Origin of the sequence: Pseudomonas sp. FW300-N2A2 (genome assembly GCF_017351735.1) — a bacterium.
Taxonomy (GTDB): Bacteria; Pseudomonadota; Gammaproteobacteria; order Pseudomonadales; family Pseudomonadaceae; genus Aquipseudomonas; species Aquipseudomonas migulae.
Map to the genome: position 1 here is coordinate 1 of NZ_JACNDU010000057.1, position 14,727 is coordinate 14,727.

The 14,727-nt window shown below is 61.1% G+C and carries 15 protein-coding genes; 11 read left to right on the forward strand and 4 right to left on the reverse strand.

Annotated elements, in window-relative coordinates; genetic code table 11:
* Positions 1-2 precede the first annotated feature (2 nt).
* Both J4E42_RS29025 and J4E42_RS29030 read left to right on the forward strand, forming a co-directional pair.
* Positions 3-620, forward strand: coding sequence for a TPM domain-containing protein (locus J4E42_RS29025; protein ID WP_008025698.1), 618 nt, complete (start codon positions 3-5; stop codon positions 618-620).
* A 213-nt stretch (positions 621-833) separates the two neighbouring features.
* On the forward strand, positions 834-2,048 hold the full coding sequence (locus tag J4E42_RS29030; RefSeq protein ID WP_207286752.1) for an SAM-dependent methyltransferase: 1,215 nt from the start codon (positions 834-836) through the stop codon (positions 2,046-2,048).
* A gap of 111 nt (positions 2,049-2,159) precedes the next feature.
* Here the strand turns inward: J4E42_RS29030 and J4E42_RS29035 are convergent, their stop codons facing one another.
* Entirely contained in the window at positions 2,160-3,050 is an 891-nt protein-coding gene (locus J4E42_RS29035) for a DMT family transporter (RefSeq protein WP_207286753.1), read from the reverse strand.
* Positions 3,051-3,319: 269 nt separating this feature from the next.
* Here J4E42_RS29035 and J4E42_RS29040 point away from each other — a divergent pair, with 269 nt between their 5' ends.
* From J4E42_RS29040 to J4E42_RS29050, 3 genes are all read left to right on the forward strand, one after another.
* On the forward strand, positions 3,320-3,901 hold the full coding sequence (locus tag J4E42_RS29040) for a DJ-1/PfpI family protein (RefSeq protein ID WP_192420596.1): 582 nt from the start codon (positions 3,320-3,322) through the stop codon (positions 3,899-3,901).
* Between the two features lie 14 nt (positions 3,902-3,915).
* Positions 3,916-4,221, forward strand: a complete 306-nt coding sequence (locus tag J4E42_RS29045; protein ID WP_207286754.1) for a ribbon-helix-helix domain-containing protein — start codon at positions 3,916-3,918, stop codon at positions 4,219-4,221.
* Between the two features lie 164 nt (positions 4,222-4,385).
* Entirely contained in the window at positions 4,386-4,730 is a 345-nt protein-coding gene (locus tag J4E42_RS29050; protein ID WP_207286755.1) for a YegP family protein, read from the forward strand.
* A gap of 143 nt (positions 4,731-4,873) precedes the next feature.
* Here the strand turns inward: J4E42_RS29050 and J4E42_RS29055 are convergent, their stop codons facing one another.
* Positions 4,874-5,761 (reverse strand): dihydrodipicolinate synthase family protein, encoded by an 888-nt coding sequence (locus J4E42_RS29055; RefSeq protein WP_207286756.1) that lies wholly within the window; start codon positions 5,759-5,761, stop codon positions 4,874-4,876.
* Positions 5,762-5,790: 29 nt separating this feature from the next.
* The gene (locus J4E42_RS29060; protein WP_008025714.1) at positions 5,791-6,573 is read right to left on the reverse strand and encodes an aldolase; all 783 of its coding nucleotides are present in this window, start codon (positions 6,571-6,573) and stop codon (positions 5,791-5,793) included.
* A 158-nt stretch (positions 6,574-6,731) separates the two neighbouring features.
* Between J4E42_RS29060 and J4E42_RS29065 the strand changes: the two genes are divergently transcribed.
* Positions 6,732-7,274, forward strand: a complete 543-nt coding sequence (locus J4E42_RS29065; protein WP_008039507.1) for a helix-turn-helix domain-containing protein — start codon at positions 6,732-6,734, stop codon at positions 7,272-7,274.
* 121 nt (positions 7,275-7,395) lie between these two features.
* Here J4E42_RS29065 and J4E42_RS29070 read toward each other — a convergent pair whose 3' ends face one another.
* Entirely contained in the window at positions 7,396-8,415 is a 1,020-nt protein-coding gene (locus J4E42_RS29070; protein ID WP_207286757.1) for a DUF4917 family protein, read from the reverse strand.
* A gap of 156 nt (positions 8,416-8,571) precedes the next feature.
* Between J4E42_RS29070 and yiaY the strand changes: the two genes are divergently transcribed.
* The 5 genes from yiaY (at position 8,572) to J4E42_RS29095 (ending at position 14,549) form a co-directional block, all read left to right on the forward strand.
* Positions 8,572-9,720 (forward strand): L-threonine dehydrogenase, encoded by a 1,149-nt coding sequence (gene yiaY / locus J4E42_RS29075; RefSeq protein WP_008025719.1) that lies wholly within the window; start codon positions 8,572-8,574, stop codon positions 9,718-9,720.
* A gap of 70 nt (positions 9,721-9,790) precedes the next feature.
* Positions 9,791-10,699 (forward strand): LysR family transcriptional regulator, encoded by a 909-nt coding sequence (locus J4E42_RS29080; RefSeq protein WP_207286758.1) that lies wholly within the window; start codon positions 9,791-9,793, stop codon positions 10,697-10,699.
* A gap of 225 nt (positions 10,700-10,924) precedes the next feature.
* Entirely contained in the window at positions 10,925-12,118 is a 1,194-nt protein-coding gene (locus tag J4E42_RS29085) for a CaiB/BaiF CoA-transferase family protein (RefSeq protein WP_207286759.1), read from the forward strand.
* Complete coding sequence (locus tag J4E42_RS29090; RefSeq protein ID WP_207286760.1) at positions 12,115-13,041, forward strand: hydroxymethylglutaryl-CoA lyase; 927 nt, start codon at positions 12,115-12,117, stop codon at positions 13,039-13,041. The genes J4E42_RS29085 and J4E42_RS29090 overlap by 4 nt, the downstream gene beginning before the upstream one ends.
* A gap of 176 nt (positions 13,042-13,217) precedes the next feature.
* Positions 13,218-14,549 (forward strand): MFS transporter, encoded by a 1,332-nt coding sequence (locus J4E42_RS29095; RefSeq protein ID WP_207286761.1) that lies wholly within the window; start codon positions 13,218-13,220, stop codon positions 14,547-14,549.
* Positions 14,550-14,727: the final 178 nt, after the last annotated feature.

Here is a 14,727-nt window from a genome sequence, read left to right on the forward strand (position 1 = left end):
ACATGGCATTACTGACTGAACACGAACAACGCAAAGTCGCCGAGGCAATCGCCCGGGTCGAGCGCGACACCGATGCCGAGCTGGTGACGGTGCTTGCAGCCCGCGCCGACGACTATGCGTACATCCCGCTGCTATGGGCCAGCCTGCTGGCGCTGGTGGTGCCGGGTGTCGTGCATTATTTGACCGGCTGGCTGACCATGCACAGCCTGCTGCTGGTGCAATGGCTCACCTTCATTGTGCTGTGCCTGGTGTTCCGTATTCCGAAAGTCACCACGCACCTGATCCCGCGCTCGGTGCGTCACTGGCGCGCCTCGAACCTGGCGCGCCGGCAGTTCCTGGAGCAAAACCTGCACCACACCGTCGGCAGCACCGGCATGCTGATTTTCGTTTGCGAGGCCGAGCGCTATGTGGAAATCCTGGTGGACGAAGGTATTTCCAAACGGCTGGATAACAAAAACTGGGACGCCATTGTGGCGGCGTTCACCCAGCAGGTGAAACAGGGGCAGACGTTGCAGGGCTTTGTGACGTGCGTGGAAGCGTGCGGTGAGCTGCTCAAGGTGCACGTGCCGGTGACGCATGTGCGCAATGAGCTGCCGAACCGGTTGGTGGTTCTAGGCTGAATTCCTGGCCGCGACGCTTTCCCTGTGGGAGCGGGCTTGCTCGCGAAGGCGTCGTGTCAGCCGGCATCAATGTTGGATTGAGCACCGCCTTCGCGAGCAAGCCCGCTCCCACAGGGGATGTGTGCCGTTCGGGAAATTAGCCGTGCCCTGAACGGCCATCCCCCCTAAAATACCCGCCATTCCCGATTCGCTCCGCCCGAGGCCGTTTTTTCCATGTCCGTCACCGCCACTCCCGCCAGCCTCGCGCCGGATCACCACGCCCAGTTCATCGACCTGCTGCAAACCAGCCTCGACGCCAATGCCTTCATCAAACTGGTGCTGGCCAAGTACGTCGGCACCGAAGCGGATCTGCAACGGCTGATCATCAAGCAACTGACGGTCAAGGATCAGCCTTGCCTGTCCTTCGTCTACCGCTACAAAACCCGCGACATCACCAAGAACCTGCCGCTGGCCGAGGGCGTGGCGACCATCGCCGCGTTGCTGCCGGCCTCGTTCAAAAATGCGCATTTGTTGTCGCTGACCGACGAAGCCCAGCTCGAATACAGCAAAAAGGGCAAGTCTTCGCTGTTCAAGAGCAAACCTCAGCAATTGCGTGAAGTGCCGTCCGCCGAGCACAACCGCGAGAAAATCCGCTTCCTCGACCTCAGCCGACCGTTCCTCGCCGACCTCGGTGTGACCAACAGCAAGCACGAGCTGATCCCGGCGATGTCGCGCAAGTGGAAGCAGATCAACAAGTTCATCGAAGTCTTCAGCCATGCCCTGACCACCTCGCCGCTGGCACTGGACAAACCGGTGCGGGTCGCGGACTTCGGTTCGGGCAAGGGCTACCTGACGTTCGCGATCCACGACTATTTGCGCAACACCTTGAACGCCGAAGGTGAAGTGACCGGCGTCGAGCTGCGCGAAGAGATGGTCAACCTGTGCAACGCCGCCGCGGCGAAACTGGAACACCCGGGGCTGGTGTTCAAGTGCGGTGACGTGCGCAGCGTGGCGCCGAGCGAGCTGGACGTGATGATCGCGCTGCATGCCTGCGACATCGCCACTGATTATGCGATCCACACCGGCATTCGTTCCGGCGCGTCGATCATCATGTGCTCGCCGTGCTGCCACAAGCAGATCCGCCTGCAAATCCAGAGCCCGGCGCTGCTCAAGCCGATGCTGCAATACGGTTTGCACCTGGGTCAGCAAGCGGAAATGGTCACCGACAGTTTGCGTGCGTTGTTCCTTGAAGCTTGCGGTTATGAAACCAAGGTGTTCGAGTTCATCTCACTGGACCACACCAACAAGAACAAGATGATCCTGGCGGTCAAGCGCGCCGAGCCGGTGGACCCGGCGCAGTTGTTGGTGAAGATTCAGGAGCTGAAGGATTTCTACCACATCACCGAACATTGCCTGGAAACCCTGCTGCGCGCTGACAATTACCTCTGAAACACCTTGTAGGAGCCGGCTTGCCGGCGATGGCGATTTCACGGACGCCATCGCCGGCAAGCCGGCTCCTACAGGATTGAGTTGTGTCAGTGCATTCGGAGGCGGTCAGGGTTATGCAGTGGCAATACGTGCAGGTTTGACCGTCGTTTTACGCCCCAACATCACCGTCACGATCACCCCGGCAGCAAACAGCCAGGTGATCGGCTCGATGTGTTCACCGAAGAACAACGCCGAAAACGCGATGGTGAAGAAGATCTGCAACAGCTGGATCTGACTGACCCGGGCAATGCCACCCATGGCCAACCCGGCGTACCAGGCGAAGAAGCCGATGAACTGCGAGAACAGCGAAACATAACCAAAGGCCCACCAGGTCTTGGCCGAAATTTCGCCCTGGTGTTGCAGCGCCAGGTACACCACCGGTCCGATCAACAGCGGCGTCGACAACACCAGCGCCCAGCAGATCACCTGCCAGCCACCCATCTCCTTGGCCAAACGCCCCCCTTCGGCATACCCCAGACCGCCCACGGCAATCGCGCCGAGCATCAGCAAATCACCGGCCTGAATGCTCCCGGCACCGCTGATCAACGCGTAACCCAGCACCAGCGCACTGCCCAGCGCGGCGCAGGCCCAGAAGGCTTTCGACGGGCGTTCGTGGGACAACCACGCGGCGTACAGCGCCACGCACAAGGGTTGCAGGCCGTTGACCAGTGCGCCGTGGGACGCGGGCAAGGTTTGCATCGCCCAGGCGGATAAAACCGGGAAGCCGAGGATCACGCCGGCGATCACCAGCGTCAGGCCTTTGACCTGTTTCCAGGTCGGCCATTTTTCCCGGCGCCACAGCAACAACAGCGCCGCCGGAATCGCCGCGAACAGCGCACGGCCGAGGCCGTTGAGCAACGGATGGAGTTCCTGCACGACGATCCGTGTGAAGGGCAGGGTCAGGCTGAAAATCACAACGCCGAGCAGGCCGAGGGCCATGCCGGTGTTTTCGCGCGTGGACATGAGGGCAACCAGAATCGAGGGTGGTGGGAAGTGTCTTCATCTAGCCATAAATCCGGTGGGGGCCGCTGTTACAGCTAGGCGCAGAGTTATCCGTACAGTTGAGGACGCCTTCGCGGGCAAGCCTCGCTCCTACAGGGATCACGCATAACCTGTAGGAGCGAGGCTTGCCCGCGAAGAACGATAACGCCGTAGTAGCTGGTTATTACCCGCCCCTCTGGATAACGACTACCTTGAATACTCCTAAGCATTTCCCCAGAGGAGTCCTCCCCATGGCTGCCAAGAAAATCCTGATGCTGGTCGGCGATTACGTCGAAGACTACGAAGTGATGGTGCCGTTCCAGGCATTGCTGATGGTCGGCCACACGGTGCACGCCGTCTGCCCGGACAAATCCGCCGGCCAGACCGTGCGCACGGCGATCCACGACTTCGAAGGCGACCAGACCTACAGCGAAAAGCCCGGTCATCTGTTTGCCTTGAACTTCGATTTTGCCAAGGTTGCTGAAGCCGACTACGACGCGCTGCTGATCCCCGGCGGTCGTGCCCCGGAATACCTGCGCCTGAACGAAAAAGTCCTGGAACTGGTGCGTGCCTTCGACAAGGCCGGAAAACCGATCGCCGCCGTGTGCCACGGTGCGCAATTGCTGGCGGCGGCAGGCATTCTGGAAGGTCGCGAGTGCAGCGCCTACCCGGCTTGCGCACCTGAAGTGCGCTTGGCCGGCGGTACGTTTATCGATATCCCGGTGACGGAAGGTCACGTTCAAGGCAATCTGGCCACTGCTCCGGCCTGGCCGGCCCACCCGAGCTGGCTCGCCGGTTTCCTCGGGTTGCTGGGCACCAAAATCACGCTGTAACGAGGGACTTTTTCATGTGCGAGCTCTACGTCAAGGCCGACCCGATTCTCTACGAATCGCGCTCCCGCTCGCTGCGCATCTGCGGGGTGGTCACCACCCTGCGGCTGGAGAATCAGTTCTGGGACATCCTCAGCGAAATCGCCGAGGTCGACGGCATGACCACCAACCAGTTGATCGCCAAGCTGTATGAAGAGGTGATGGATTACCGCGGGGAAGTGGTGAATTTTGCTTCGTTCTTGCGGGTGAGTTGTACGCGGTATTTGTCGCAACGGCGGGTGCAGGCGCCGGAGTTGTCGGTGGTTCGTACTGCGGTGAAATAGCGTAGACCGTGTCGACCCCATCGCGAGCAGGCTCGCTCCCACATTGGAATGCGTTCCCCTGTGGGAGCGAGCCTGCTCGCGATGGGGCCGGTTCAGGCGACAAAAATCCATGGCTGGTCTTTACTCTGAAGCGCGAAACCCCTCAATCGCCAAGGAGAAAAATTATGTCTGGATGGTATGAGTTGAGCAAAACCAGCAACGACCAGTTTCGCTTCGTGCTGAAAGCGGCGAATGCCGAAACCATTCTGAACAGCGAGCAGTACACCACTCGCAGCGCCGCCGAAAACGGCATCGCCTCAGTGCAGAAGAACAGCCCGCTGGATGAGCGCTACGAGAAAAAGACCACCAAGGATGGCCATCCGTATTTCAACCTCAAGGCCGCCAACCACGAGATCATCGGCAGCAGCGAGGCCTATTCTTCCGAGGCTGCGCGGGAAAAAGGCATCGCCAGCGTGAAGACCAACGGCCCGACCACCGTGATCAAGGACAAGACCTTGCCGGTGCTTTGAGCACATCTTCCAGACCCAATACAAATCCACTGTGGGAGCTAGCCTGCTAGCGATGGCTGCTGAACATTCGACGAAGATGTTGAATGTCAGGCCGCTATCGCTAGCAGGCTAGCTCCCACATTGGTTTTTTGTGAACTTCGAGATCAGCGCAATGCTTTCAACAAGGTTTGTAACTGACCAAGGCCATCCTCACCCAACGGAAACACCGGCAACCGTGGATCCCCCACTTCCAGCCCGGTCGCACGCAAGCCGGCCTTGATCGTCGCCGGCAACCCACCCTTCAAAATGAAGTCCAGCAACGGCAACTGGCGATAGAACAGTTCACGCGCCTTGCTCAGATCATTGGCCAAAACCGCTTCATACAAATCGAGATTGAGCTGCGCAATCAGGTTCGGCGCCGCCGTGCACCAGCCTTTCGCCCCGGCGGCAAACGCCTCCAGCGCCAGCGGATTGCAGCCGTTGTAGAACGGCACCTGACCTTCGCCGAGCCGTTGCAATTGGTGCATGCGCTGGATGTCGCCGGTGCTCTCCTTGACCATGGTCACGTTGTCCACGGTGTTGACGATGCGCAGGATCAGGTCGACCGACATGTCCGTGCCGCTGGTGGCCGGGTTGTTGTAGAGCATGATCGGTACGCCGATGCTGTCGCCGATGGCGCGGTAGTGGGCGAGGATTTCCGCTTCGCTGAGTTTCCAGTAAGACGTCGGCAAGACCATCACCACGTCGGCGCCATGGGCTTCGGCGAAACGTGCGCGGCGCACCGCTTTGGCGGTGGTCAGGTCGGATACGCTGACGATGGTCGGCACCCGTTTGGCCACGTGCTTGATGCTGAACTCGCTGACCTGGTCCCACTCCGCGTCGCTCAGGTAAGCGCCTTCGCCGGTGCTGCCCAGCGGCGCGATCGAGTGGACGCCGTCGTCGATCAGGCGGTCGATGGAACGTCCGAGCGCGTCGAGATCGACGCCTTCGCCATTGGCGGTGAACGGGGTGATGGTGTAGCCGATGATGCCGTGAATCGTTGGGGTCGACATGGCGACGCTCCTCTTGAAAATGCGTGGGTTCAGTTCAGGCAATCGGCGTGTTGGCGCAGGTTCTGCCGAGCGTAGTAGTTGAACGCGGCGCCATGGCGTTTGGGTTTCGAGATCCAGTCGTGGGCTTCACGGCCCAGTTCCGGAATGATCGGCTTGATGGTCCCGGCGCTCATGGCCAACAGTTGCAGCTTCGCGGCGCGTTCGATCAGTTGCGCGATCACGCAGGCTTCCTCGATGGTCGTGCCGGTGGACAACTGACCGTGGTGCGACAGCAGGACCGCGCGCTTGTCGCCGAGGGCGCCGGCAATCAGCTCGCCTTCTTCGTTACCGACCGGCACACCCGGCCAGCCTTCGAGAAACGCGCAATCGTCGTAGAGCGGGCAGAGGTCCATGTGGGAAATCTGCAGCGGCACTTCGAGCATCGACAGCGCCGCGACGTGCGTCGGGTGCGTGTGAATGATGCAGTTCACGTCCGGCCGGGCGCGGTACACCCAACTGTGGAAACGGTTGGCCGGGTTGGGCATGCCGTGGCCTTCAAGCACTTCCAGGTCTTCGTTGACCAGCAGCAGGTTGCTGGCGGTGATTTCGTCGAAACCCAGGCCCAGTTGTTGAGTGTAGTAAGTGCCGGGCTGCGGGCCACGGGCGGTGATCTGCCCGGCCAGGCCGGAGTCGTGGCCGTGCTCGAACAGAATGCGGCAGGTCAGGGCCAGCTTTTGCCGGTCGGTCCACGTATTATCTGCCAGGGTATTTTGCATCTGGGTCAGCGCTTGCTTGACCAGTTGCTCTTTGGGTAATGCTAAGGTCTTGGCCATATCGGTGTCCTTTGGGTGGTTCAATGGACGTCGGATTTGCCGTTCACTCGTTGCTCGCAAGGCCTTGGTGAATGCAAATGACACAAATGATGCTATATGACACTTTGTGTCATTGGCAAGGATGAATCGTTGCCTCCTCGATGGATTAATCGTTCTGCATGTCTATCCGTTTGAAATTACTGAGAAAAAAACTGGGCGTGACGCTTGAGGCCCTGGCTGAAAAATCCGGGATGACCAAGAGCTATCTGTCGAAAGTCGAGCGCGGGTTGAATACGCCGTCCATCGCGGCTGCGCTGAAGCTGGCCAAGGCGCTGAACGTCAAGGTCGAGGAATTGTTCTCCGAAGACAGCGTCAGCCTCGACAGCTACAGCCTGGTGCGCAGCCATGAACGTCAGTCGTTGGCGGCCAATGATGAGAGCCCCGGCTATGCGGTGCTGGCGCATCAGGTGAGTGAGCGCAGTCTGCTGCCGTTCATCATTTATCCGCCGTTCGAATTCGCGGACAAAACCTTCAAGGAACATGTGGGGGAGGAGTTTCTGTTTGTCCACGAAGGGCAGGTGGAAGTGGACTTCATGAACGAGCGCGTGCTGCTAGAGCGCGGTGATGCGCTGCACTTCAATGCGCAGAAACCGCACCGGATCCGCTCAGTGGGCGAGGTTCAGGCGCAGTTGCTGGTGGTGGTGCATAGCGCAGAAGAGTGAGCTGCATAACACCGCATACCCCTGTAGGAGCCAGCTTGCTGGCGATAGCGGTGGGTCAATCAACATCTGCATTGACTGACCCACCGCCATCGCCAGCAAGCCGGCTCCTACAAAATCGGTGTTACACCTCGACGGGAACGGTGAGCTTGGGACTTCCAAGCGCATGCGTCTTCGAATCAAAAAACCGCAGCTCTGATCCGGTCCCCTCAAACACCTTCGCGTAATGCCGTTTCTGATGCTGGATAAACGCCTTGCTGCGCGGATAAGTCGAAATCGCCACCACCTTGGGTTTCGCCTGGCGCAGCGCATGAATGATGTGGCTGTCCTGCTCGCCCAACGCATGCCCGAAGACGCACAAGCCCTCGGCATGCCCCAATAACTGGTCATAGCAAAACGACAGATAATCCGAGCTGCGGATGGTCTTGAGCTTGTCTGCGCTCGGCCCTTCGTTCACAAACAGCGGCACGTCATCCAGCGTCTTGATCGTGTTGTTGATCGCAAAGCTGCCCAGCAGCGTGCCTTCGGTCGACATCAGTTTGCGTGCCGTGCCGTCCTGATTGCGTACCAGATGCAACCCACCGTGCAGGTACAGCAGACGGGTTTTATCGGTCGCCGTGGCGCTCAAATCAAACCCTGGCTCGGCCCCCTGGAACAGGTCGGTGATCGCATCCGGCTGGTGCTGGATCGCCCAGTAGTTGAGCAAGTCATAATTGGTGGTGAACACCGTCCGGTAACGGCCCAGTTCCTGATTGATCGTCGCCAGTGTCGAAGGCACCACCAGTCGCCACGGGATGTGCACCGCGTGCACGGTGTTGATCAGCGCTTCCTTGATCGCGTAGTAGCGATTGCGCGGCGCGGCGGAGCTGACGGCCAGGGCCTTGTTCACCCGGCTGGTGGTTTTCAGCGCCCCCAGCACCTGCTCGAAACTGCGCGTTTGCATCGCGTCGAACACGCTGAGTTCGGACTGGCTCAGGGGTTTTTCTTCGACGGTGCGGGCGTTTTCGAACAGCGAGTCGTAGCCGAAATCGTCCCAGACCGCGCGGCTGGCGCCGTTGCCCACCAGCAGGCCACTGATCGAGGCGGTGGCGCGCAGGGCGTTCCAGTCTTCAAGTTGGGCATCGACATCCTGGAAATCGGTCATTGCGGTCGTCGTCTCAAAAAGCAAAAGGTCGGATGGGCGGCGACTTTATCACGACCCGGACTTGAGCCAGATCAAGTTAACGCCGCGCCGATGGGTCGATCCTGTGGGTATCCGCCGGATCGAACCACCGATACGGCCCAGACCTGGAGATTCGCCATGAGCAGCACGTTTTTCATCCCCGCCGTGAACATCATGGGTATTGGTTGCCTCGACGAGGCCATGGACGCCATCGGCAAGTACGGTTTTAAAAAGGCGCTGATCGTCACCGACGCCGGGCTGGCCAAGGCGGGCGTGGCTGCGATGATCGCCGAGAGGCTGGCAATGAAAGACATCGACTCGGTCATCTTCGACGGCGCCAAGCCCAACCCGAGCATCGCCAACGTCGAGAGCGGACTGGGCCTGCTCAAGGAAAGTCGCTGTGATTTCGTGGTGTCGCTGGGCGGTGGTTCGCCCCACGACTGCGCCAAAGGCATCGCGTTGTGCGCGACCAATGGCGGGCAGATTCGCGATTACGAAGGCGTCGATCAATCCGAGAAGCCGCAACTGCCGTTGATCGCCATCAACACCACCGCCGGCACCGCCAGCGAGATGACGCGCTTCTGCATCATCACTGACGAAACCCGTCACGTGAAAATGGCCATCGTCGACCGCAACGTCACGCCGCTGCTGTCGGTCAACGACCCGGCGCTGATGGTCGCCATGCCCAAAAGCCTGACCGCCGCCACCGGCATGGACGCGCTGACCCACGCCATCGAAGCCTACGTGTCCACCGCCGCCAACCCGATCACCGACGCCTGCGCGCTGAAGGCGATGACGCTGATCAGCAGCAACCTGCGCCTGGCCGTGCGCGATGGCAGCGACCTGGCCGCGCGGGAAAACATGGCTTACGCACAGTTCCTCGCGGGCATGGCGTTCAACAATGCGTCCCTTGGCTACGTGCATGCGATGGCCCACCAATTGGGTGGTTTCTACGACTTGCCCCATGGCGTCTGTAACGCCGTGCTGTTGCCGCATGTGCAAAGTTTCAACGCGCTGGTGTGCGCCGAGCGCCTGACCGACGTGGCCCACGCAATGGGCGCCGATATTCGCGGCTTCAGCCCGGAAGAGGGCGCGCAGGCAGCCATCACGGCGATCCGCAGCCTGGCCAGGGATGTGGAAATTCCCGCCGGGTTACGTGAACTCGGCGCCCGCCTCAACGACATCCCGACGCTCGCCAGCAACGCCTTGAAAGACGCGTGCGGCGTGACCAACCCACGTGCAGCGGATCAGCGGCAGATCGAAGAGATTTTCCGCAGCGCGTTTTGACGGTCGCACGGTTCGGGCGCAAAGGACGCTATGCTGCGTCTTCGCCCGAACCGACATCGCCGAGCCCTCCATGCTGCAAAAAAGCCTGATCCGCCGTCTCGATCTGATGACCCTTCAGCTGTTCGTCGCCGTCCACGAAGAAGGCACGCTGACCCGTGCCGCTGCGCGCGAAGCGATTGCGGTGTCGGCGGCGAGCAAGCGGTTGATGGAGTTGGAGGAGGCGCTGGGCATCAGTCTGTTTGTGCGTCAGGCCAAAGGCATGACCCTGACTCCGGCCGGCGAAACCCTGTTGCACCACGCTCGGCAGATGTTGTTCAACGTCGAGAAAATGGGCCTGGAGTTAGGTGAGCACAGCCACGGTATTCGCGGCTATGTGCGGATGCTCGCCAACCTGTCGGCGATCATTCAATTCCTGCCGGAAGACCTGCGGGACTTTTCCGAACGTCATCCGCAGGTCAAGACCGACCTCGAAGAACGCCCCAGCAGCGGGGTGATTCAAGGGGTGCTGGATGGCGTGGCGGACCTCGGGATCTGTTCCAGCGACAGCGATGTGAAAGGTCTGCACAGCGTGCTGTATCGCCAGGACAAACTGGTGGTGCTGATGCTGCCGGATCATCCCTTGGCCAGCCGTTCAAGCCTGGCGTTCGCCGATACGCTGGACAGCGATTACGTCGGCCTGCACGCCGCCAGTTCCATCAACATGCGCACCCACGCGGCCGCGCGGCAGGCGGGCAAAGTGCTGCGGCTGCGGATTCATGTGCCGGGGTTCGATGCGATGTGCCGGATGGTCCAGGCCAACATGGGCATCGGGATTTTGCCGCAGAAGGCTTACGAGTTGTTTGGCCGGGCGCTGGGGTTGCATGCGCTGCCGTTGACGGATGACTGGTCGGATCGGGCGTTGATCATCGTCGTGCGCGATGAAGCGGCGTTGTCGCCGGTGAGCCGGATGTTGTTTGAGCAGTTGCGCGGGGCGGTTTGATTATTATCGATTGGATGGGCCGGCCCTTTCGCGAGCAAGCCCGCTCCCACATTGGAATGCGATCTAATGTGGGAGCGGGCTTGCTCGCGAAGGCGGCCCTGAGGTCGCGACAATCTTCCAGAGCGTTCGCGTTTGGCGAACGCCCGTTGCCAACTGAAGGTTGGATTCCATTCCCCTCGCTCCTCTAGCCTTGGCGCATATTCCAAGAATAAGAGGTACCCCGCGATGACTGCCCCCCTGAGCGCAATCAAAGTGATCGAAATCGGCACGCTGATCGCCGCGCCGTTCGCCGCGCGCATGCTCGCCGAGTTCGGCGCCGAAGTGATCAAGATCGAAGCCATGGGCCAGGGCGACCCCCTGCGCAAATGGCGCAAGCTGCACGAGGGCACCTCGCTGTGGTGGTACCTGCAATCGCGCAACAAGAAGTCCCTGGCGCTGAACCTGAAATCCCCTGAAGGCATTGAACTGGTCAAGCAACTGGCTACCAGCGCCGACGTGCTGATCGAAAACCTGCGCCCCGGCGCCCTGGAAAAACTCGGTCTGGGCTGGGACGTGCTGCACGCGCTCAATCCCAACCTGACGCTGGTACGCATTTCCGGTTACGGCCAGACCGGCCCCTACCGCGACCGCCCGGGTTTCGGCGCGATCGGCGAAGCGATGGGCGGCATTCGCTACACCACCGGCACCCCCGGTTCGCCGCCGGCGAGGGTGGGTGTCAGCCTCGGTGATTCCCTGGCGTCTTTGCACGCGGTGATTGGTGCGTTGATGTCGCTGCTGCGGGTCAAGACTGGGCAGGGCGGGGGGCAAGTGGTCGATGTGTCGCTGGCCGAAAGCGTGTTCAATGTCATGGAAAGCCTGGTGCCGGAATACGACATGCTCGGTCATGTCCGTGAACGTAGCGGCGGCGCCTTGCCGGGCATCGCGCCGTCCAACACCTACCTGACGGCCGATGGCGCCTACGTGGTGATCGCCGGTAACAGCGACCCGATCTACAAACGATTGATGGAAGTGATCGGTCGCCGCGATCTGGCCGAAGCGCCAGAGTTTGCCCACAACGATGGCCGCGCCTTGAAAAGTAATGTGCTCGACGCCGCCATCACCCACTGGACCAGCAGCCTGCCCATCGATGACGTGCTGGCGGCCCTGGAAGCCGCTGAAGTACCGGCCGGGCGCATCTATTCCGTGGCCGACATCGTCGCCGACCCGCACTATCAGGCGCGGGACATGTTGCTCAGCGCCGACCTGCCCGGTGGCGCGAAAGTGAAGATGCCGGGCATCGTGCCCAAACTTTCCGAAACCCCCGGCGGCGTGAACTGGTCGGGGCCGGGCTTGGGCCAGCACACCGACGGGATTCTCGCGGGGCTGGGCCTGACGGATGCGGACATCGAACGCCTGAAAACTGAAGGGGTGGTGCAATGATCACTGATTTTTCCGAGACCCTGATCGTTCAGGAAGTCTCCCCGCGCGACGGCTTGCAGATAGAGCCGACCTGGGTGGAAACCGCCGACAAGATTGCCCTGATCGATCAGCTGTCGCTGGCTGGATTCAGCCGCATCGAAGCCGGCTCGTTCGTGTCGCCCAAAGCCATTCCCGCCCTGCGCGATGGCGAGCTGGTGTTCAAGGGCATTACCCGCCAACCGGGGGTGATCTATGTCGCGTTGATCCCCAACCTCAAGGGCGCGCAACGGGCGTTGGCGTGCCGCGCCGATGAGCTGAACCTGGTGATGTCCGCCAGCCAGACTCACAACCTGGCCAACATGCGCATGCGTTGCGAGGCTTCATTGGCCGCATTCGGCGAGATCGTGCAATACGTGGGTGACACCAAGGTGCGATTGAACGGCAGCATCGCCACCACTTTCGGTTGCCCGTTCGAGGGCAAGATCGATGAGGACCGCGTGCTGCAAATCGTCGATGAATATCAGGAGCTCGGGATTCAGGGCGTCACCCTGGCGGACACCACTGGCATGGCCAATCCGCGGCAGGTGGATCGGCTGGTGCGGCGGGTGTTGCAGCGGGTTTCGCCAGCGGATTTGACCCTGCATTTCCACAACACCCGCGGCCTCGGCTTGTGCAACGTGCTGGCGGCTTACGAGGCGGGTGCCCGACGTTTCGACGCGGCCCTCGGCGGGCTCGGCGGTTGCCCGTTCGCACCCGGCGCCTCGGGCAATATCTGCACCGAAGACCTGGTCAACCTGTGCGATGAAATCGGCATTCATACCGGCATCGATCTGCCGTTGTTGTTGAACTTGTCGCGAGGATTACCCGCGCTGCTCGGCCACGAAGTCCCCGGCCAACTGGCCAAGGCCGGCCGCAATTGCGACCTGCACCCGTTGCCTTCCTGACCACACCGAATCCCCTTGTAGGAGCCGGCTTGCCGGCGATGAGGCCGGAAAATCCAATATAGGTGTCTCCTGACCCACCGCCATCGCCAGCAAGCTGGCTCCTACAGAAAACAGCATCCCAACCAGACAACAAAAACAATCGGACACCCACGGGAAGTCCGCCTGGAGAAAGCACCATGAGCCTCAATGTACTGGAGGCGGGCGCGAGCCCGTCCGTTAGCCACGACGAAGAAAAAGCCCTGGTCAGCAAAGTCGCCTGGCGCCTGATGCCGCTGATCATGGTCTGCTACTTGTTCGCCTTTTTCGACCGCATCAACATCAGCTTCGCCAAGTTCCAGTTGCAGGCCGACCTGAGCCTGAGCGACACCGCGTACGGCCTCGGCGCCGGGCTGTTCGTGGTCGGTTACGTGATCTTCGAAGTGCCGAGCAACATGATGCTGTACAAGGTCGGCGCCCGGCGCTGGATCGCCCGAATCATGATGTACTGGGGCCTTGCGACGGCGGCGATGGTCTTCGTCAACAGCGAATGGCAGTTCTACGCGTTGCGCTTCGTGATCGGCGCGATGGAAGCGGGTTTTGCGCCGGGCGTGCTGTATTACCTGACGCTGTGGTTCCCGCAGCATTATCGTGGGCGCATCACCTCGATGCTGTTCCTGTCATCAGCATTTGCCGGGCTGGTCGGTGCACCGTTCTCCGGGTTGGTGCTGCAACACCTCGATGGTTTCCTGGACATGCGCGGCTGGCATTGGCTGTTTCTGCTCGGCGGCGTGCCCTGCATCGGCCTCGGTTTGCTGGTGCTGACCTTGCTCAAGGACCGCATCGAAGACGCCCATTGGCTGACACCGTCGGAGAAGACGTTGCTGACCAGCCGCATCGCCCACCACGAACCGCACAAGAGCGGTGGCTCGCTGCTCGCCGCGCTGCGGATTCCCGGTTTTCTCACGCTGGGCCTGATCTACTTCCTGATTCAGGTGGCGTCCTACGGCTTGAACTTCTGGGCACCGCAACTGATCCGCAGTGCAGGCACCGAGAGCCCGGTGATGATCGGTTTGCTGACGGCGATTCCGTACATCTGCGGCGCGATCAGCATGGTGGTGATCGGGCGGTTGTCCGACTCGACCGGCGAGCGGCGCAAGTTTGTCGCCGGGCTGGTGGCGGTGGGCGCGCTGGGGTTCTTCTGTGCCGGGATCTTCGCCAACCACACGACCTTCCTGATCGTCGCGCTGGGCTTGCTCGGCGCCGGGATCATCGCCTCGATTCCGAGCTTCTGGACCCTGCCACCGAAACTGCTGGCCGGTGCCGGCGCAGGGGCTGCGGGCGGGATCGCGGTGATCAACACCCTCGGCCAGTTCGGCGGCATCGTCAGCCCGGTCATGGTCGGGCGCATCAAAGACCTGACCGGCAGCACCACACCGGCGCTGTACGTCATCGGCGTCTGCGCGCTGATCGCGGTTGCGCTGTTGTTGTGGGGGTTGCCGCAAAAACTGCGCACACTCGACAAGTTCTAGGGAAGTCCACAACCCTGTAGGAGCCGGCTTGCCGGCGATGGGTCCCTCGAAAACCGCATTGCAACTTCAGACCGCAATCGCTGGCAAGCCAGCTCCTACAAGACCGCGGCGTTCAGGTAATAACAATCGCTCCCAAAACACGCACAACCCTGTAGGAGCCGGCTTGCCGGCGATGGGG

Excerpts from the sequence above, each read along its gene's own strand:
- J4E42_RS29025 (WP_008025698.1), top strand. The coding sequence starts at position 3 with ATGGCATTACTGACTGAACACGAACAACGCAAAGTCGCCGAGGCAATC.
- J4E42_RS29030 (WP_207286752.1), top strand. The coding sequence starts at position 834 with ATGTCCGTCACCGCCACTCCCGCCAGCCTCGCGCCGGATCACCACGCC.
- J4E42_RS29035 (WP_207286753.1), bottom strand. The coding sequence starts at position 3,050 with ATGTCCACGCGCGAAAACACCGGCATGGCCCTCGGCCTGCTCGGCGTT.
- J4E42_RS29040 (WP_192420596.1), top strand. The coding sequence starts at position 3,320 with ATGGCTGCCAAGAAAATCCTGATGCTGGTCGGCGATTACGTCGAAGAC.
- J4E42_RS29045 (WP_207286754.1), top strand. The coding sequence starts at position 3,916 with ATGTGCGAGCTCTACGTCAAGGCCGACCCGATTCTCTACGAATCGCGC.
- J4E42_RS29050 (WP_207286755.1), top strand. The coding sequence starts at position 4,386 with ATGTCTGGATGGTATGAGTTGAGCAAAACCAGCAACGACCAGTTTCGC.
- J4E42_RS29055 (WP_207286756.1), bottom strand. The coding sequence starts at position 5,761 with ATGTCGACCCCAACGATTCACGGCATCATCGGCTACACCATCACCCCG.
- J4E42_RS29060 (WP_008025714.1), bottom strand. The coding sequence starts at position 6,573 with ATGGCCAAGACCTTAGCATTACCCAAAGAGCAACTGGTCAAGCAAGCG.
- J4E42_RS29065 (WP_008039507.1), top strand. The coding sequence starts at position 6,732 with ATGTCTATCCGTTTGAAATTACTGAGAAAAAAACTGGGCGTGACGCTT.
- J4E42_RS29070 (WP_207286757.1), bottom strand. The coding sequence starts at position 8,415 with ATGACCGATTTCCAGGATGTCGATGCCCAACTTGAAGACTGGAACGCC.
- yiaY (WP_008025719.1), top strand. The coding sequence starts at position 8,572 with ATGAGCAGCACGTTTTTCATCCCCGCCGTGAACATCATGGGTATTGGT.
- J4E42_RS29080 (WP_207286758.1), top strand. The coding sequence starts at position 9,791 with ATGCTGCAAAAAAGCCTGATCCGCCGTCTCGATCTGATGACCCTTCAG.
- J4E42_RS29085 (WP_207286759.1), top strand. The coding sequence starts at position 10,925 with ATGACTGCCCCCCTGAGCGCAATCAAAGTGATCGAAATCGGCACGCTG.
- J4E42_RS29090 (WP_207286760.1), top strand. The coding sequence starts at position 12,115 with ATGATCACTGATTTTTCCGAGACCCTGATCGTTCAGGAAGTCTCCCCG.
- J4E42_RS29095 (WP_207286761.1), top strand. The coding sequence starts at position 13,218 with ATGAGCCTCAATGTACTGGAGGCGGGCGCGAGCCCGTCCGTTAGCCAC.